Genomic DNA, 18,606 nt, shown 5'->3' with positions numbered 1-18,606 from the left:
ACATTGTTTAATGAAAAAGTCGCTAATTTTTTCAAAAACAAATAATCTGTTCAAGAAAACAGGCTTAATTACAGAGCTATGAATTATTCAGGTTAATATTTTTAGTTTCAAGTTTTCTCTTACTCTTAACAATTAATTTTAATGTATCTCAGCATCTTTCTGCCACTTTTCTTTCCGGTAGGCCATTTCCCAAAAGGCATATTCCATTTCACTACTGATAACAAAAGCTTCCAGCATCTGTTGTTGTTCTAGTTCAGAACTTTCATCATATAAACGGTCTAAAATCTTTCGTTCTTGTTGTATGTGTTCTAAAGCTTCCAACCCAGCATACGTTTCAATCCAACGTTGATAAATCGGAACAGGTGACTGTTTAGCAATTAAAGTATTTCCTATTTCCTGATATAACCATGAGCAAGGCAGCAAGCTAACCGCTGCCGTATTTGGTGTACCTTCAATTAATTGTCGATACATATGGGAAACATAATGGTAAGCTGTCGGAGCAATAGGTGTTTCCGCTATTTCCTCCTCCGTAATACCCAATTCTTCGAAAAAATTTTCTCGAATAGCGATTTCTCCTAAAGCTAAATTTTGAGCATTCTCTAAAAGTAAAGCTCTCAATGCTTGATCATTGGTCTGCTGCGCAATCAAGGTATAAAGCTTATTAAAATGGTGTAGATAATAATGATCCTGCACTAAGTAATAGCGAAAAACATCCTCTTTTAATGTACCTGATTGTAGTTCCGTAATGAACGGATGAGAAAAACTGCCTTGCCATGAAGCGGCAGCTGCTTGTCGTGCTTTTGCTGTAAATGACATTATATCCTCCTGAAAATTTGATTGTCTCATTCGTTTGTCCTATCGTTCATGTATCGTTACACTATTTTGTATCTGCGCCCAATGATTGGTCGGTCCGTGACCATGGCCTACGAAGATCTCTTGACTGATTGCTGCTTGAATAAATTCTTTTCCTGTTATGATAGCTTTTTTCAACTGAGTTCCTTTAGCCAGCTCAGCTGCTATGCAAGCTGAAAAGGTATCGCCCGTCCCGTGTGTACTGGCTGTTTTGATTCGTGGTGCGCTCATCCAGAAACTTTCTCCATTTTCCAGTAAAACAAAGTCAGAAGCTTCTGTGTTTTGGCTATGCCCGCCTTTAATGATAATGTTTCTAGTCCCTAAAGCCTGCAAGCTTTTTGCTGCTTCAATCATATCATGATCTGTTGTAATACTTTTTCCTAGCAACATTTCTGCTTCGGGCAGATTCGGTGTTACAACAGTCGCTAGTGGTAAAAGCTGTTCTTTAATTGTTTGAACTGCATCGTATTCTAATAGCTGATGTCCACCTTTAGCTACCATAACCGGGTCAACGATTAGTGGTCCGAAATCTACTTTTTTAAAGTTCTCAACGACAGTTAGTACATGTTCCGTATCTGCCAGCATACCGGTTTTGGATGCTTTAATCGAAAAATCTTCAGCCAATGAATGGAACTGGCTATCAATAAAATCACTGGGAATGGGCAGACTAGATTGGACCCCATAAGTATTCTGCGCCGTTAATGCAATGATAATGCTCATTCCAAATGCCTGACGTGCTTGAAAAGTTTTTAAATCAGCTTGAATTCCGGCGCCACCACCAGAATCAGACCCTGCAATGGTTACAACTTGAGGTGTACTATTAATCATTGTCTTCCCTCCAATATTTGTTCAACAGCTTGTTTTAATTTCTGAACTTTTTGAGAAACCTGTTCTGCCAGCATCAGTTCACTCACAACTGCAATCCCTGAAATAGCTGTATTAGTAAAGTTTTCAATATTGCTTTCATTGATTCCACCGATTGCAACAATTGGAATATTCACTGCTTCTGCGATTGTATTCAATGTCTCTATCGTTGTGCGCTGCGGATCTCTTTTTGTTTCAGTTGGAAAGATTGCGCCTACTCCTAAGTAATCTGCCCCATCTTTTTCTGCTTTTTTTCCTCGCTCGATCGATTTAGTAGAAACACCTAGTAACTTTTCACCACCAATTAATGAACGGACTACTTTTACTGGCATTTCATCGTCCCCAATGTGTACTCCGGCCGCATTAACTGCCAGACAAATATCGACTCGATCATTAATAATCAAAGGAATATCATAAAGGTCCGTGATTTGTTTGACTGCTACCGCTAACTCATAAAATCGATTTGTCGTAATAGCTTTTTCCCGCAGTTGCACCATCGTTACGCCATTTTGACAAGCTGTTTCAATAATGTTTAAAAATTCTTCGTCACTAAAATCATATCTGCCTGTGACCAAATAAAGTGTCAATTCTTTCATTTTTCCCATCCTTTCACCTGCTCATACCATTTTTCTGACATCTGTAAAGACAACTGATTTAATGTCTGCTGACGAAAATCTGCAAGCCCAAAACTTAACTGCTTCGCCTTTTCTCCACAAATATTGAAATAACTAACTGCCCCGGCTATCGCTTCAGTAGAACCATGACCTTCACCTAACAGAGCAGCTATAATCGCTCCCACAATATCTCCGGTTCCTGTGAAGCGATCTAATTCATCTACCCCATTATTCAATACTATTACCTGTTTCTGGTTAACAACCAAGTCTTTCTGTCCGGTAGCTAAAAATGTTGTCGCTGGATAAATGCCTCCAATTTCCTGCAGAGCATCAATCAATTCATTTAAATTGTCTTCTCCTTGGTCCCACATACTACTATCGACTCCACGTCCTTGACTAGGCAAACCACAAAAATGGCGTAATTCAGAAATGTTCCCTTTGACTACGGTAGGATGCGTTTCTACTAAGGAAACACCTATTTGGTTTCGTATATCACTAACCCCATAACCAACTAGGTCCACTACAGTGGGTTTCCTTGTTCTAGTAGCGTAACTACTGGCTGCTAGCAGGCTTTCTTGACGTTGTTCAGATAAATGACCTAAATTCAGTAATAATGCACTGGTTTTCTCAAAAAGTTGTGAGAATTCCCTAGGATCATCTGCCATTATCGGCTTTGCACCAATATACAACAAGGCATTTGCCATTGATTCACAAGTGATCTCATTGGTAATACATTGGACCAGTGGTGCATTTTCTAAAGGGAAAATTTTTGAAAAATCAATATTCATCTTCATTTAGTACTCCTCCCAAAATAAACGCTGAGATTTTTTGAAAATGGATGTTTCTTTTAATTTGACTAATACTAAGAATGCAATAACTGAACCGATCAATGTTGCACCAATAAATCTAGGTGTATAGATAAACCAGTATAGCTCCTGTTGGCTGCCAGTAAACCAGACCATTACCGGATAAGACAATAAGGAACCTATTATCCCGGTCCCAATAATTTCTCCAATCATTGACCAGAAAATTTGCCCACCCAGTCTATAAAATAATCCGGCAAAAAAGGCTCCAAAGACCGCTCCAGTCAAAGCAAGCGGAGGAATCCCCATCAGCAACATGCGGATTATTCCACATACAAAAGCCATCAAAGTTCCATACACCGGGCCTAATAAAACACCCGCAATGATATTCATTACACTAGACATCGGTGCCATTCCCTCAATTCGTAACAATGGCGACAAGACTACATCCAGTGCAATCATCAGAGATAACAATGTTAGTTTGTGGATTCGATTTTTTTCCACGCAAAAAAACTCCTTTCTGCGAAAAGCAAAAGGAGTACAGTCTGAGACAAACAGAAAAAGACTATCAAAATAAAAATTGAGTCCATTCGTTTACAACTACATTTCCCTGCGCCAGTTCTAACTGTATCAGGTTCCATGGGTATAATCTCAGCATAAAGCACCCCAAATGTTTCTATTCAATTAGGTAAAGTATAACATATCTATTTTGTTATCGCTATTTAGTCTTGGAATTCATAATTCAGCACTTAAAATCTATATGATTGAGTAAAAAAAGAACATCCTTAAGCAGAAAGTTTGGAGAACACTGCTATATTTTTCAAAAATAGTCAGGAACTTCAAACTTTTATTTCTTTTTACTTTAATCATAATCGTTCTTACTGATGTATGTTCTGGTACTCATCAGATTTGCAGAATGAACGAGTTGTTTCATCATAGACGAACACATCACCTGATTTGATATCATAATGCCAGCCTTCTACTTCAAGTTCTCCTTTTGCAATCAACTGCTGGATCTGAGGGTAACTTTTCAAATTATTGAGTTGAGTAATCACATTCAACTGCTCCATCAGTCTAACCTTGGATTCTGCATCTTTATGATGGTGACTATGTTCAACTTTCACTTTTATACTTTCCAGTGGCTTCAAGTATTGTTGTGTATAAGGGAGTTGGTCCAGTTTCTCCTGTCCTTCAAGTGCCGCAGCACACCCTCCACAATTTGAATGTCCGCAGATAATAACTTCTCTTACTTTAAGGACTTCTATCGCAAATTCAATAGCAGATACCGTTGTAAAGTCATTATGGCTGACTTCATATGCAGGGACCGTATTCGCAATATTGCGAATCGTAAATATTTCTCCTGGATTGCTGCCTATTAATCTCTCGGGATTAACTCGCGAGTCAGAGCACGCAATAAATAGTGTGTGTGGATTTTGAACCTGTTCTAAATCATGATACAGCTGCTCATGTTTTTTATACGTTACTTCTTTAAAATTTTTCAATCCATTTTTTAATCGTAAAAGCATGTTTCTCCTCCATTATACCTAAATAGGTTCTTACTATATCATATTTACGTTGCATAATTCGAAGAGAAAACCCTAATTTTTAAATATTTTTATTGGATATAGATTACAACTTCACAACTATATTTAATTGTTTTCTTGCTGGGTATATCTTTTCTACTTATTCAAATCAATTAATCTACCACAAATAACGATACCTACAGCGTTAACTCCCACTACTGATAATACAAGATTCCTTAGAAATATTTTATAAATTTCCCGACATATTCTGAAAAAAATTCAAAAAAGATCTTTTTGAAATTATATTAAGAGAATACTTAGCTTTTTTTATAACTACTGTCACACAAATGGATATATCAAATTTATTTGAGGTAAAAAAAGAACCCCAACGAATGAGGTTCTCCAAGATAAATATTAACGTTTTGAGAATTGTGGTGATTTACGCGCTTTTTTGCGACCTGGTTTTTTACGTTCAACCATACGAGGGTCACGAGTTAATAAACCAGCAGCTTTAAGTGGTCCGCGGAAATCTGGGTCTACTGTTAATAGTGCACGAGCAATCCCGTGACGAGCAGCACCAGCTTGTCCAGCGTATCCTCCACCTTGAACATTAATTCTAATGTCATAGCTGTCCACTGTATCTGTAATAGCAAGAGGTTGTCTTACGATTAGATGCAAGTGTTCAAAGTTTAAATATTCAGTAATGTCTTTACCGTTAAATGTGATGTTACCAGATCCTGGAGTCATGATTACGCGAGCTGTAGAATTTTTACGACGACCAGTTCCGAAATATTGTACTTGAGCCAATGAATGTACCTCCTTAAATTAAGTTCGTGATGTCTAATGTTTCTGGTTGTTGAGCTTGGTTTTTGTGCTCAGGTCCAGCATATACGTGTAATTTTCTGAATTGAGTACTTCCTAAAGAGTTATGTGGAAGCATTCCTTTGATAGATAATTCAATTAATCTTTCAGGTTTTTCAGCACGAAGAGTACCAGCAGAAACCTGTTTCAATCCACCTGGGAATCCTGAGTGACGAGAATAAATCTTGTCACTAGCTTTGTTACCTGTTAATTTGATTTTTTCAGCATTAACTACGATTACGTTATCGCCAGTGTCGACGTGTGGTGTATACGTAGGTTTGTTTTTTCCGCGAAGAATAGAAGCAACTACTGCTGAAAGACGTCCTAATGGGATATCTGTAGCATCAACTACATACCATTTGCGCTCGATGTTGCTTTCATTCGCCATAAAAGTTGTACGCACGATCTTGACCTCCATAAAATATCATTTTCGATTTCAGTTATTGTGTTTTCATTCTTGCTCTAATGTAATAGTCTTGTGAATAGTCCAGAACTTTCTTGATCAGAGCTTCGTTTTGTTTGTGACATAACAAGTTTCCGGGGCTTATCATGGTGGCAAACAATACCATTTAACATAATACCTCGAATGACTAGATAAGTCAACTTTTTTAGTTATTTAATATAAATAATATTAATTTCATTTAGTTAAAGTAGTAAAGATGCGAAAATTTCATTTATCATAAAAGAACCCCCTTTTATATACAACTAAGGAGTAATCCTAGCTGTAATAAAAGAGGTTCTTACTTATCTTTGAACTGAATAGAATAGATTAAATTAATATATTAGCATTTTTTCTACTTATCATTTCGTTACTTTATCTTCCCAAGATGCAGCTGTATTCTTTAGTACGACATTTAACTTTTCAATATTGTTCTTTCCGGTTTTTTGTAACCAGTCACGACTTACTTGTTCTCCCTGACTAGCAAATGGAATCACTCCGGCTTTCCATGTTGCTCTTCCACACAAAACACCATTGAAAGATGACCCTGAATCTTTAGCAAACTGTAATGTCTCTTGAAATAATTCTGCACTGACGCCAGCACTTAGAAAAATAAATGGCAAGTCTGTCGCTTGACTTTGCTTTTTAAAGTATGCAGCTGCTTGTTCTTTACTATAAACTGTTTGCTCTTTAGCAAAGCCCTCTACAAAATCCATATTAACTGGCACTTCGACTTTCAGTACATCTACGTTATAATTGCTATGAGAAAATTCTTTCATTGCTTCTATTACCTTATGTGGCTTAACTTTAGCATATGCTTTCCCTTTAACATCCTCATTTTCTGCATCATATGAAACAATTTCTAAGAAGAAAGGAATATCCTCAGCAACACATTCTGACCCAATTCGTTCTATGAAAATATGCTTATATTCATTTATTTTTTTCTCTTCATCTATATCATAATATAACAAGAATTTGATCGCATCAGCTCCAGCTTCTTTCAATCTTTTAACAGACCAGCCTGATAGTAAGTCAGGGAGGCGACCCGGCTCAGTTGCATCGTACCCGGTTTTCTCATATGCCAATATTAATCCAGCTTCTGCATCACGTACTTTTGCCGCAGGTAACCCGTATTCTGGATCTAGAAGAATAGAAGTTGCAAAAGGAGTCAGCTCTTCAGAGACTAATTCTTTGAAACGTGTAATTCCTTCTTCTCCTACTTCATTAGCACTATTATCTGCTATCATTTTTTTTAAGGATCCTCGTTGATCTATAGCTAACGCACCGATAACTCCATTTTCATTTGATAATCGTTTTAAAGCTTCCCTTTTTTTTGTTGTTAAACTTACCATTTTTATGCCCCTTTTCATTCTATTTAGTAATATATCTTGTGAATATAGAGTCTATTTCTGAAGCCGAGTTTGCATTTTTTAATAGTTGTTTTACATCATTTTTCATTAAAAGTCTCGCTACTTTCGAAAGTAATTGTAAGTGTGTAGTCCCTTTCTCTTTTTCGGGTATCATCAGTGAAATTACAAAATCTATTTTCTTTCCATCCATTGAATTCCACTCAACACCATCCGTTAGCTTAAATATAACCATAGCTGGTTCCTTTATTGTTTTGCTTTTGGCATGAGGTATAGCAAAACCATCCATCATGCCGGTTGTACCTTCTGCTTCACGCTCATTTAGAGCTTTCAATAACAAGGCAGTATTATCGGCATATCCATTACTTACTGCTTCTTTTGAAATCAGATCAAATACTTCTTGTTGTGTTAGTGCAGATACATCTATAATAATTGATTTTCGAATATCTATTCCCATCATAATTCCTTTCTAATCATTACTTTTTCTGCCTATTTTTCTAATACCCCAGCACTGTGCTTACGGATCATTCCTAAGGCAAATCCTCCTATAATAGATCCAGTCAATATTGCAATTACCCATAATAGCCCGTTGGTAACTACGGGAAGAACTAAAAATCCCCCATGTGGGGCAGGCACCTGTACTTTAAATAAATAGGTTAATATTGCAGCTATTGATGATCCCATCATCAATGTAGGAATTACACGTAATGGATCTTTAGCTGCAAACGGGATTGCCCCTTCTGTTATATGAGTTGATCCCAAGATGAAGTTTACAAATCCAGAATTACGTTCTTCTTTTCCATAATATTTACCAAAGAATAAAACTGAAAAACCTGTAATTAATGGTGGAGCTATACAGGCTGCTGAAACGCCTGCCATAAAGTAAGAATTTCCTTGAGCTAGCAAGGCAGTCCCAGTAACATAGGCTGCTTTGTTGATTGGTCCGCCCATATCAAATGCGCTCATGGATCCGACGATTAAACCTAGTATAACTGGATTGGAATCTTGAAAACTCGCTAAGAAATCCATCATTGCAATGTTTATTGTTTCCATTGGTTGAGAAAGTCCTACCATTAGCAATCCTGTAATGAATACGCCTAAAACTGGATATAAGAAAATTGCTTTTAAGCCGTCTAGAGCTATCGGTAAACCTTTTAACATTTTACTTAGGAGGACAATAACGTATCCTGCAATAAACCCTGATATAATTCCTCCTAAAAAGCCTGTACCACCATTACTAGCAACCAGACCACCAACAAACCCAACCACTAAGCCAGGCCTTTGAGCAATACTTTGGGCAATATAAGCAGATAATATAGGTACCATTAGTCCCATTGCCAATCCACCAACTTCATTTAACGTTGCTGCAAACTCATTATATTGAGCGTTTGTAGGATCTGCTGAATAAATTCCCCATAAAAAGGAAACGGCCACGAGTACCCCACCACTTACAACAAATGGCAACATATGTGAGACACCATTCATTAAATGTTTATAGATTAATCGTCCAATATTTGTCTTCTCGCTTTCTTCACTATTAAATTCTTGTGTACCGCTATTCTTATTTCGATTAGTCGAAACCATCAATCTACCTTTACCATCAATTGCCTGTTGAATTAATGCATCTGCATCTTTGATACCTCTACTTACTGACACATCAATAATTTTTTTACCTTCAAATCGTTCCGCATGTACATCTTTGTCTGCTGCAATAATAACTGCATCTGCATTCTTGATTTCTTCAGCCGTTAATGCATTTTCAACACCTATTTGTCCGTGAGTTTCAACTTTTATTTGTACACCAGCTTCATTCGCTGCCTGTTCTAAAGCTTCTTGTGCCATATAAGTATGGGCAATACCCGTCGGACAACCAGTTGCTGCAACAATATTAAACTTAGACATGTTTATATTCTCCTATTCTAAAGTTGATTTTTTTAACTTTCATTTGTTTCTTTAGTTCTTCTACGTCAGTATAGTCTGTTAAACCTGGAGAAAACGCTGTTGAACTTCCAGCAGCTACTGCTTCCTTTAATGCCTCTTCTATCACTATTCCTTTTCTTAATAATCCAATAAAAGTACCTAACAACGTATCTCCTGAGCAAGCTGTGTTTACAACTTTCCCTTTAGGGGCATTAACAAATAATATTTTACTACTAGTAAAAAGCAAACATCCTTTTTCACCTAAAGAAAGTAGAACCATTTGAGCACCTGAATCAACTAATTTTTTTCCATAATAAATTAATTCTTCATTGGATAATGTTGATTTATTAAACCATTTTGCTAATTCTTCATCATTAGGTTTAATACAGTAAGGTTTATATTTCAAACTCTCTAATACTACTTTGGAACTTGTATCAAGCACAAATTTAAACTTATTTTCATTTGATAATCTAGCAATTTCTAAAATAACTTCATCGGTTACCCCTCTAGGATTACTACCAGATACAAACAAAACATCTTCTTCATTTAAATAGCTAATATAACTCGTTAACTTATTGATTTGTTCCGAGTTTATTAAAGGTCCCCTATTAACTAACTTATATTCTGTATTTTCAGATTTAACATGGGTAAACACATTAATTCTTGTAGTACCTTTCACATGAACAAACTGAGTTTTTATTCCCTTCTTTTCTAATGCTTCTTCTATAAATGCTCCTGTAAATTCTCCACTAAAACCAAGAGCAATATTATCAATATCCAGCATTTTCAATATAAAAGATATATTCACACCTTTTCCATTAGGTTGAATATCTTCTTCAGAGGTTCTATTCACTACTAATGGATCATACTTATCTGTAGATACAAATAAATCTATTGCAGGATTCATTGTGCATGTATAGATCATTCAATCCCTTCTTTCAATTATTAATCACTTAACCTATAATTAAATTATGGCACAAACACATTTGTAAAGGTTTCCAATTTATTTGTTATCAGGGGATTATTTCAGGAAATTTTTCCAATTTTGAAAGGAGACACGTCTCTGAATGAATATCACCAATTTACAAAAAAGTAGTAATGAACAAATTCATTTCAGCAGTTCGGAACTATTTTTATTAGAATATTTAGAAAAACACATCGACAATATCCCAGAAACATCTATAGTTAAACTAAGTGAGTTAGCCAATGTGTCAACTTCTACAATAGTGAGAACTATGAAAAAGATGGGGTACGATGGATTTACATCTTTTAAACATCATTTGAAGAACGAGCAGGAGTTCAATCCAAAATTTGCGATTATTGATCAAGTAGATCAGAAAATACGCAAAGCTATAATGAAAAATGAACAAGAGCTAACTAAAACAATTCAAATGCTTGACAGTGGAACAATTGAAGATGCCATCCAAAATATAAAAGCATCTAATAAAATTACTATTTTTGCTCGAGGTTTTTCTGAATTCATTGCAAAAGAAATGATGATAAAGTTTCAATTGATGGGAAAATATTGTGAGCTCCATGATGACCCCAACATCATAAGAAGCATTAGCAAGAAAATCGATAAGAACGGTATTGTGATTTTTATTTCTTTAAATGGCGAAACAGCTGAACTCGTTGAAGCAGCAAATAATTGTAATAAACATAGTGTTAGAACAATTACCTTTACTGCAAACTCTCAAGGTTCCTTAGCTAAGTTATCTGAAATTACTTTTGTAGGTTATAAATCTTCTTTTTCTTATTTTCCTGAGTACGAAGTAAGATCACGGTTACCGCTACAAATTATGACGCGCATTTTATTAGACTCATACGCTATAAGAATGCAGTGAATTATTATCTTTAATAACTTATGACCGCTAAAAAAGACTTATCAAAGCACATTATAGTTGCTTCGATAAGTCTTTTTAATATTGAGTTTTTTCAATATAAATGATATATGTTACGGAGTTGAAAACTGCAAAAACAATGCCTATTACTAATTTTCCTAGAACTTTATCATCACAATTTCGCTCTATATAGAACATATCTAAAAAAACACTTTCCAAAACGGAAAGTGCTTTAGGCATTATTTATAAAAAATATCAATTAATTTTTTCAGCGTCTTTTCTAATATGGACTGTTGCAGGTTCTTTATCTTTAGACATCAGTTTTTCTGCAATAATTAATAGAATTGGAACAATAACATCATCCGCATAACCCATTACGGGAATAAAATCTGGTACCAAATCAACTGGACTGATGATATAAACAATGATACCCAATACCATCCATTTCTTTCTTGTTTCTACTTTGGCTTTAAACAAAGAGGTGACCAAAGATTTAATTTGCTTCATAGGCGTTCTTTTTCGATTTTTATTCATTTTCATCTATAAGCACCCTTTTTAGAATTATTTTGAATTCAGTCTTCTGACTTTCAGGTTTATACTGATTTAAAACACAATTTTTGTACATTATTAGTATATAATAATGCACTGATTAATAAATCAGTCTTAAGTATGAACTATTAGAATAGAATTTGTGATTTTCAAATATGCGTATAGTCTTATAGATAATTGTTTACTTTAATAAAAAAGAAGAACAGACATAAAATCTGCTCCTCTTTTTATCAGTATAATGCTCATAGCAATTTCCACCTTTTCAGCACATACTTATAATTAAAGTCTCTGCTCTCTTTCTTCTCTCGTTTCATCACGAACAATTTCAAAGGTTTCAGATGCTAGCTCTATCTCATCTGTATGTTGATTAAATTGTTCTAAGATGGACATAAATATGCGATCTTTGACTGCTCGTCTTTCTCTGGTATCTACGATATATCTTAAACTTAGCGTTATCCAGTTATCATCAAATGAGATAAAAACTTGTGGTTTCAAAGAAGCATTCTCTATTCGGTAACGACGTTTCATATTATCCCAGTCTTCTTCAGCTTGCATGTTGTACGTACCGATTTGCTCTTCTGCAATTTGTAAAACCAGTTTCCTAGCCAATTTTATATCTGAATCGAAATGCAGTGGAATATGAATTTCATCCCACAGAAACTTAAAGTCTGCGGTATAGTTATAGACCGGTGAAGTAAAGATATAACTGTTTGCCACTCGAACAATACGACCAGTATACTGGTCACCCTCTACCCACTCCCCCATTTCCATCAAGGTTGTACGCAACAGTCCAATATCGACCACGTCTCCCTTTGATCCTCCCAGCAAGACCCGGTCACCCGTCTTAAAGAAGTCTCCAAACATAATAGCGAACCACCCGGCAAAACTAACGATTACTTCTCTTAGCGCATAAGTTATACCTGCACCTGCCAGACCTATCGCCGTCGTAAAGCCACTTAAATCACTTCCAAATATATAGATAAAGGTAAGGGCTAAAATAAAATTAGTCATCCACTTCGCTATTTTTCGAGTAACATACCAATTGTCTGACTCGTTGAACTGTTTATATAAACGATTTAAAGCAAATCTTCTAATCATCAGTAGTAAAATGATAACAATGATAAAAATGGATATATTTGTAATTAATGGGTAAGCTTCTGCATATTGATTGAACCACTCTTTCATACTTAAGCCTCCTTTTCAAACAAATATATAGTACCTTAATGATAACAGTTTATAGCGAATAAGCAGATTATTAAGCATCCACTTATTTTATACGATTTACCTAAATAATCAGTATAGTCTTACTTTTTCATCTCTTTTTAAGCTCTCTTTTTTCTGTTAGCACCAATTGAATATCCGCTTTGCTGGAATGTTCCAGCACTCTTATTACATTTCGCTGATCGCTTTGCTCGTAAAAAGATTCGGCTTCAGTTAGTGACAATCCGCCCAACATTTTACGTTCTATCAGTCTCGATTTTAAACTTTTTTCTTTTGCTTCTATAAATACTGTTAAATCAGCTATATTCTTTAATTCCTTCCAACCGGGTTCATCCAATAATAGATAATTTCCTTCGATCAAAACGATCTCAGCATCCACTACTATAGTTTCTTCACTTACATCATGTAACTTACGGTCATACATTGGCCATTTTGTTACATTACCTTCAGTCAGCAGTCTGATTCTTTCTTTCAAAGCCTCCAGGTCAAATGATTCTGGGCTTCCTTTTACACTATTAAGTGACTTCTTTTCTCCACTCACTTCAATCCAGTTATTCATTAAATACTTGCGCTTATAATGAAACCCATCGATTGAAATTGACTGGAAAGAATAAGGAAGTTTCTGCTCTTTATACAAAAGCTCTAGTAACTGGCTGAGTGTTGTTTTACCAGCCCCTGGCGGCGCAGCTAAATATGCAACTACACGAGAATCTTTATCTGTTCTCAGTAAAGCCAATTGCTTTAATAAAGGAATAAAAATCTCATTCACTTCTTTTTTGTTATACTCTGCATCTACCATTAATCCATTAACGTTAAAGGGGATTTTCAATGACTGTCCTCCTCTGCACGTGCTTCCTCTTCTTCTTCAGCGGTGATTCGATCATCTACTTCGATAGAAATGATCTGATTATACCGTTTTTCAATCAACTCACGATCAAGTTGCTGTGGAAAGTTATCGATTACTGATTCATAAACATAACGACTATATTCTTTAACTATTCCAATTTTGTCTTGATGTGCTGAGTGGGCAATCAGAACTAGTGCATCAAAAACAGATTCCATAGCTGAAATATCTTCTTTCATATAATGAACCAGTTGTCGGTAACCTACATGTAAATGTCTGAAGAAGTCATTAAAATCGTATAGCAAAACACCTGTTAATTTCGAAAAATCCGGCTCATTTTCCAGTTCTTCTCTTGATTTTCCGACCACGACGTACCTTCCTCTGAGGGCTGCAAATTTTGCTTCTAACAGTGATTTATAGTGAACTGCATGGATTGCCGTATTAGGATCATTAATCCCTGGAGACATTGCTTTCAGAGCAATCTCATTCAATTTATTTCTAGAATATCCAGAGTCAAATGAAGTAGAACGCTCTGCTTCAAAGGAAAATGTTTTATTGAATGATTCTTCCAGTTCATTTACTTCGGCAACTTTTTTGTTCGTATAAATCGTTGCCACCGGCTCCTTGCGGGAAACAAAATCCCCCACTTTAATACTAATTCTACAGATAGCCTCGTACTCTTCACATAAATCTTTTAATTCATCAAATTTGATAGATCCAATATAGGCCTCTGCATTTGTCTTCATATCATATTGATAGGTGGTAGCGATTTCAGGTAATCTTTCAATTCTAGTATGCTCTCTAAAGTATCCAATTGTTTCGTCATACTGTGTTCTTGTTTCGTTATACATTCTACTAACCAGTTTATCTGCTTGAATATAATTCGAGACTTGATATACAAACTTCGTAAAATAAAGTGCACTTCCCACAGCGTAACCCCATGCAATAACAACCGAAAAGACCCGATCATCATATAAACTTCCATCCATGAAAACCAGTGATGTCAAAGAATAGATAAATCCACCCAGAAAAATACCAAGTGTACGCATGGATGTGGTATTCAATAAAAAGTCTTCTACAGCACGTGGGCTGAAATTTGAAGTATATAACGTTACAATCGTTAGTATGGCAGAGAATACAAAAGTAGTAGTGGTAAATAGCGTACCGGCCAAGGTACTCAGTACTTGTCTGGCCGTCGTTACATCTGTCAACATCCAGTCTGGTAATTCCTCAAGCAGAGGAAGCGCACTTGTATCTAAGAAAATCATAAATACAGATAGAATCAGCGAAAGGGCCATACTTCGACCAAAAACGCGCCAGATTCTCTTATCCTCCAACCGCAATCTCCATTTACTAAATAACATATTCCAATCCTCTTTTCTCTTTATGTAGATTTCAGTACCTCTGTTATACAAGTTAATTTTTAGACGCACTATAACTAAAAAATAAGAACCCTTACCTTATTCGCTTCTTTATAGCAAACTCCTCGGTGGGTTCTTTAATCATACAATTCCTCTTTTTCTGTGTCCATTTCCTTTTTATTCGACTATTAGCTTCGTTACTTATTTAAATGCATCTTCATCATAATAAACTTCCATCATACATAACCCTTTAGCTTCAACAGTTGGACCTGCTGTTGTACGATCCTTTGCTTCAAGGATCTTTTTGATATCTTCTACTGGTCGTCTACCATCTGCAACCTGCAGGATAGTTCCCATAATAATTCTAATCATATTATACAAGAACCCATTGCCTCGAAATGTAAAGATCCATTCTTCCGTTTTTTCATCGATTGCGACAGATGCCTCGTAAATCGTTCTTGTTTTATCTTCTTTGTCTGAATGAGCAGATGCAAAACTTGTAAAATCGTGGGTTCCTTCTAGAAAAGCCAGTGCTTTCTGAGTGCGCTTTAAATCTATATCAAATGGATGATGATGTGCGTAGAAGCGTGTGAAAGGATCTTTCAAAGAATGATTGTCTACTCGGTAGTGATACATTTTGCCTTTAGCTAAGTACTGAGAATGAAAGGTATGATCCACTATATCAGATTCCAGAAATACGATATCTTCTGGTCCTAATGCGTTCAGCGCTCTTAGCATACCGTCTTCTGGAATATATCTCGGATAATCGAAATGGATAATTTGTCCTCTAGCATGCACACCTGCATCTGTACGACCAGCACCTTTTATACGAATGAACTCTTCTTTAGACATTTTACTCAATGCTTTTTCAATTTCACCTTGGACAGTCCGCTTATTGGGCTGGACTTGAAACCCTGAAAAGTTTGTACCATCGTAAGCGAGCTTCATTTTATATCTTATCTTATCCAAATTAATTGCTTCCTTTACTGTCATTTTTTATATAGAAAGAGGATAAAGACTTGCATCCTTATCCTCTTCTTCTTAGGTTCTCAATAGTAATAATAAGGCCGTTAATACGCCGAATGATACCATCGCAAGTGTATCCTTGGTCTGCCAGCTCAATTGACGGTACTTAGTACGCCCTTCTCCACCTTTATAACCTCTAGCTTCCATAGCGGTAGCTAGCTCCTCTGCACGGTTAAATGAGCTTACAAACAGTGGAATTAGAAGTGGCACGACAGATTTCATCTGTTCATAGATATTTCCTTCTCCAAAATCGATTCCTCGAGCTCTTTGGGCGTTCATGATTTTCTCTGTCTCATCCATTAAAGTTGGTACAAATCTAAGTGCAATCGATAGCATCAGCGCAATTTCATGGACGGGAACTTTGATGACAGCAAGCGGTCGCAGCAAATACTCAATTGCATCTGACAGAGACAGCGGCATAGTTGTTAAAGTCAGCAATGTCGACATAAAAATGATCAGTACGAAGCGCATGAAGATAAAGCCACCATTAATTAATCCTTCTTGTGAAAGAATGATAGGCCCAAATCTAAAAAAGATTGTTTCTCCACTTGTAAATAGAATCTGAAGAATTACTGTAAATAAAATCAGCCAGATAAGTGGCTTGATTCCGTTGATAAAGAAACGAACTGAAATTTTTGATAAGGCAACAGCTAATCCAACGAAAAGTGCTAACGCAAGATACGTGATTATATTATTGGCAAAAAAGATGACAATAATAAAGAGAATGGCACTCATGAGTTTCGTTCTAGGGTCTAGCCTATGAATTAAAGAATTCCCAGGAATGTAGCGTCCGAAAATGAGTTTATCCATCATACTCGATCACCTGCTTCCTGATCTGTTACACCAAGTCTATCTTTAATTTGTTCCGCTAGTTCATCTGTTGTCAAAGGCAACGGATCAAAGGCCCATTCAAATTTCCTTTCTAGTTCTTGTGCAAAATGAACTGTTGAGGGTACTCCTAACTGCATACTAGTTAACCAGTCTGATTCTTTAAAAAGCTCTCTTGGAGAACCCTCTTTTACTACCGTTCCTTTTTCCAGTACTACCATATGATCAGCATAATTCGCCACATCATCCATTTGATGTGTTACTAACACTATCGTTAGTCCCTGCGTTTTGTATAAATTATAGAACATATCCATGATCTCTTTACGGCCTTGCGGATCAAGTCCTGCTGTTGGTTCATCCAATACCAGCACTTCCGGCTCTAAAGCTAGTACGCCAGCAATAGCAACACGGCGCATCTGTCCTCCCGACAAATCAAATGGAGAACGATCTAAAAAACTCTCATCTAGACCAACTTGTGGTAGTAAGGCTTTTGCTCTACTTATTGCTTCTTCTTCGCTTACCCCAAAGTTTTTAGGTCCGAATGCAATATCTTTTCCAATTGTTTCTTCAAATAGCTGCGCCTCTGGAAATTGGAAGACAATTCCAACTTTTTTGCGCAAAGATTTCAATCCTTTGTTATCTGTAGCAGCTGTGACTACGCGTTCTCCAATAGTGATAGAACCTTCCGTTGGTTTTTTCAAGGCATTCAAATGCTGAAGAACTGTTGATTTACCACTTCCAGTATGTCCAACCAGTGCTGTATAGCCACCATCTTTTATTGAGAGATTGATATCATACAAAGCTCGGCTTTGGAATGGTGTCCCTTTTTGATACGTATACCCTACTTCTTCGAACCGTATGTCCATAACCATTCCACCATGCCTTCCTCTGTTAAATACTCACTTGGTACTCGTATTCCTAGTTCTTTCATTGATGATTTCAATTTCTCAGGAAATGGTAAATCAAGACCCATTTCGATCAGTTGATCACCATATGAGAAAATTTCTTCAGGAGTGCCTTCTTTGACTAACTTTCCTGCACGCATAACAATAATTCGATTTGCAGCTGCTGCTTCATCGATGTCATGTGTAATAGAGATAACGGATAGATTTTCTCTTTCTTTTACTTCTTTGACTGTACGTAATACTTCTTCACGACCTTTAGGATCCAGCATGCTTGTCGCTTCATCCAAAATCATTATTTCTGGCTGCAGCGCCACGATACCAGCAATGGCTACACGCTGTTTTTGTCCCCCAGATAGTCTGGCAGGCTCACGTTCTGCAAATTCCAGCATATTGACTTTTTCTAGTGCATCACGGACACGTTCAACCATCTTGTCTCTCGGGATACCCAGATTTTCTAATCCAAAGGCTACATCATCTTGAACAGTCGATCCAACAAACTGATTATCTGGATTCTGAAATACCATTCCGACCATTTCTCTAATCGACCAGATATTATTTTCGTTCAAATCAAACTTGCCTACTTTGACTTCTCCACTTTCAGGTTCAACTAATCCATTAATGGTTTTTGCCAGCGTTGATTTTCCAGAACCGTTGGGTCCAATTATTGCTATCCATTCACCTTTTTCTATCGAAAAAGAAATATTATCCAATGCATACTGAGTTTCTTCATCAGTATATTTATAAGAAATATTTTTCAGTGTTATGATTTCATTCATTCTTTTACCTCA

21 protein-coding genes and 1 riboswitch are annotated in these 18,606 nt (G+C 36.3%); of the genes, 1 reads left to right on the top strand and 20 read right to left on the bottom strand.

Features of this window, described 5'->3' with window-relative positions; genetic code table 11:
• Positions 1–138 precede the first annotated feature (138 nt).
• From tenA to pfkB, 12 genes are all read right to left on the bottom strand, one after another.
• Complete coding sequence (tenA, locus tag BM212_RS03560) at positions 139–816, bottom strand: thiaminase II (RefSeq protein ID WP_091896311.1); 678 nt, start codon at positions 814–816, stop codon at positions 139–141.
• A gap of 39 nt (positions 817–855) precedes the next feature.
• On the bottom strand, positions 856–1,680 hold the full coding sequence (thiD, locus tag BM212_RS03555; RefSeq protein WP_091896308.1) for a bifunctional hydroxymethylpyrimidine kinase/phosphomethylpyrimidine kinase: 825 nt from the start codon (positions 1,678–1,680) through the stop codon (positions 856–858).
• On the bottom strand, positions 1,677–2,321 hold the full coding sequence (thiE, locus tag BM212_RS03550) for a thiamine phosphate synthase (RefSeq protein WP_177206294.1): 645 nt from the start codon (positions 2,319–2,321) through the stop codon (positions 1,677–1,679). The genes thiD and thiE overlap by 4 nt, the downstream gene beginning before the upstream one ends.
• A complete protein-coding gene (gene thiM, locus BM212_RS03545) occupies positions 2,309–3,124 on the bottom strand; it encodes a hydroxyethylthiazole kinase (protein WP_091896302.1) in 816 nt (271 codons plus the stop codon). The genes thiE and thiM overlap by 13 nt, the downstream gene beginning before the upstream one ends.
• Positions 3,125–3,637 carry an energy coupling factor transporter S component ThiW gene (gene thiW / locus BM212_RS03540; RefSeq protein ID WP_091896299.1) on the bottom strand — a complete coding sequence of 171 codons (513 nt, stop codon included), beginning with the start codon at positions 3,635–3,637 and terminating at the stop codon, positions 3,125–3,127.
• 86 nt (positions 3,638–3,723) lie between these two features.
• Positions 3,724–3,812, bottom strand: a riboswitch (TPP riboswitch).
• 199 nt (positions 3,813–4,011) lie between these two features.
• Positions 4,012–4,659 (bottom strand): carbonic anhydrase, encoded by a 648-nt coding sequence (locus BM212_RS03535; protein ID WP_091896296.1) that lies wholly within the window; start codon positions 4,657–4,659, stop codon positions 4,012–4,014.
• Positions 4,660–5,070: 411 nt separating this feature from the next.
• A complete protein-coding gene (gene rpsI / locus BM212_RS03530; protein WP_072693443.1) occupies positions 5,071–5,463 on the bottom strand; it encodes a 30S ribosomal protein S9 in 393 nt (130 codons plus the stop codon).
• Positions 5,464–5,476: 13 nt separating this feature from the next.
• Positions 5,477–5,920 (bottom strand): 50S ribosomal protein L13, encoded by a 444-nt coding sequence (gene rplM, locus BM212_RS03525; RefSeq protein WP_305367258.1) that lies wholly within the window; start codon positions 5,918–5,920, stop codon positions 5,477–5,479.
• Between the two features lie 398 nt (positions 5,921–6,318).
• The gene (gene lacD, locus BM212_RS03520; RefSeq protein ID WP_091896293.1) at positions 6,319–7,308 is read right to left on the bottom strand and encodes a tagatose-bisphosphate aldolase; all 990 of its coding nucleotides are present in this window, start codon (positions 7,306–7,308) and stop codon (positions 6,319–6,321) included.
• Between the two features lie 19 nt (positions 7,309–7,327).
• Positions 7,328–7,780, bottom strand: coding sequence for a PTS sugar transporter subunit IIA (locus BM212_RS03515; RefSeq protein WP_091896290.1), 453 nt, complete (start codon positions 7,778–7,780; stop codon positions 7,328–7,330).
• A 32-nt stretch (positions 7,781–7,812) separates the two neighbouring features.
• Positions 7,813–9,225 carry a PTS fructose transporter subunit IIC gene (locus tag BM212_RS03510; protein WP_091896287.1) on the bottom strand — a complete coding sequence of 471 codons (1,413 nt, stop codon included), beginning with the start codon at positions 9,223–9,225 and terminating at the stop codon, positions 7,813–7,815.
• Positions 9,218–10,168: a 1-phosphofructokinase gene (pfkB, locus tag BM212_RS03505; RefSeq protein WP_091896284.1), complete on the bottom strand. Its 951-nt coding sequence runs from the start codon at positions 10,166–10,168 to the stop codon at positions 9,218–9,220. Before pfkB ends, BM212_RS03510 begins: the two co-directional genes overlap by 8 nt.
• Before the next feature lie 142 nt (positions 10,169–10,310).
• On the opposite strand from pfkB, the gene BM212_RS03500 reads away from it, so the two are divergent.
• On the top strand, positions 10,311–11,087 hold the full coding sequence (locus tag BM212_RS03500; protein WP_091896281.1) for a MurR/RpiR family transcriptional regulator: 777 nt from the start codon (positions 10,311–10,313) through the stop codon (positions 11,085–11,087).
• Between the two features lie 252 nt (positions 11,088–11,339).
• Here the strand turns inward: BM212_RS03500 and BM212_RS03495 are convergent, their stop codons facing one another.
• The 8 genes from BM212_RS03495 to BM212_RS03460 all read right to left on the bottom strand — a co-directional run bounded on the left by BM212_RS03495 (position 11,340) and on the right by BM212_RS03460 (position 18,594).
• The gene (locus tag BM212_RS03495; RefSeq protein WP_218149684.1) at positions 11,340–11,618 is read right to left on the bottom strand and encodes a YkvA family protein; all 279 of its coding nucleotides are present in this window, start codon (positions 11,616–11,618) and stop codon (positions 11,340–11,342) included.
• A gap of 294 nt (positions 11,619–11,912) precedes the next feature.
• Positions 11,913–12,818, bottom strand: a complete 906-nt coding sequence (locus tag BM212_RS03490) for a mechanosensitive ion channel family protein (RefSeq protein WP_091896274.1) — start codon at positions 12,816–12,818, stop codon at positions 11,913–11,915.
• 127 nt (positions 12,819–12,945) lie between these two features.
• Entirely contained in the window at positions 12,946–13,683 is a 738-nt protein-coding gene (locus BM212_RS03485; RefSeq protein ID WP_218149683.1) for a nucleoside/nucleotide kinase family protein, read from the bottom strand.
• Positions 13,680–15,062, bottom strand: a complete 1,383-nt coding sequence (locus BM212_RS03480) for a DUF2254 domain-containing protein (protein WP_091896271.1) — start codon at positions 15,060–15,062, stop codon at positions 13,680–13,682. Before BM212_RS03480 ends, BM212_RS03485 begins: the two co-directional genes overlap by 4 nt.
• A 198-nt stretch (positions 15,063–15,260) precedes the next feature.
• A complete protein-coding gene (gene truA, locus BM212_RS03475) occupies positions 15,261–16,007 on the bottom strand; it encodes a tRNA pseudouridine(38-40) synthase TruA (RefSeq protein ID WP_091896317.1) in 747 nt (248 codons plus the stop codon).
• Between the two features lie 93 nt (positions 16,008–16,100).
• Positions 16,101–16,898, bottom strand: a complete 798-nt coding sequence (locus BM212_RS03470; protein WP_091896268.1) for an energy-coupling factor transporter transmembrane component T family protein — start codon at positions 16,896–16,898, stop codon at positions 16,101–16,103.
• Positions 16,895–17,779 (bottom strand): energy-coupling factor ABC transporter ATP-binding protein, encoded by an 885-nt coding sequence (locus BM212_RS03465; RefSeq protein ID WP_072695915.1) that lies wholly within the window; start codon positions 17,777–17,779, stop codon positions 16,895–16,897. The genes BM212_RS03470 and BM212_RS03465 overlap by 4 nt, the downstream gene beginning before the upstream one ends.
• Positions 17,755–18,594 (bottom strand): energy-coupling factor ABC transporter ATP-binding protein, encoded by an 840-nt coding sequence (locus BM212_RS03460; protein WP_091896265.1) that lies wholly within the window; start codon positions 18,592–18,594, stop codon positions 17,755–17,757. Before BM212_RS03460 ends, BM212_RS03465 begins: the two co-directional genes overlap by 25 nt.
• Between the last annotated feature and the right edge of the window lie 12 nt (positions 18,595–18,606).

It is taken from the genome of Marinilactibacillus piezotolerans (assembly GCF_900114235.1).
GTDB classification, from domain to species: domain Bacteria; phylum Bacillota; class Bacilli; order Lactobacillales; family Carnobacteriaceae_A; genus Marinilactibacillus; species Marinilactibacillus piezotolerans.
This window is presented reverse-complemented; position numbering and strand designations above follow the sequence as displayed.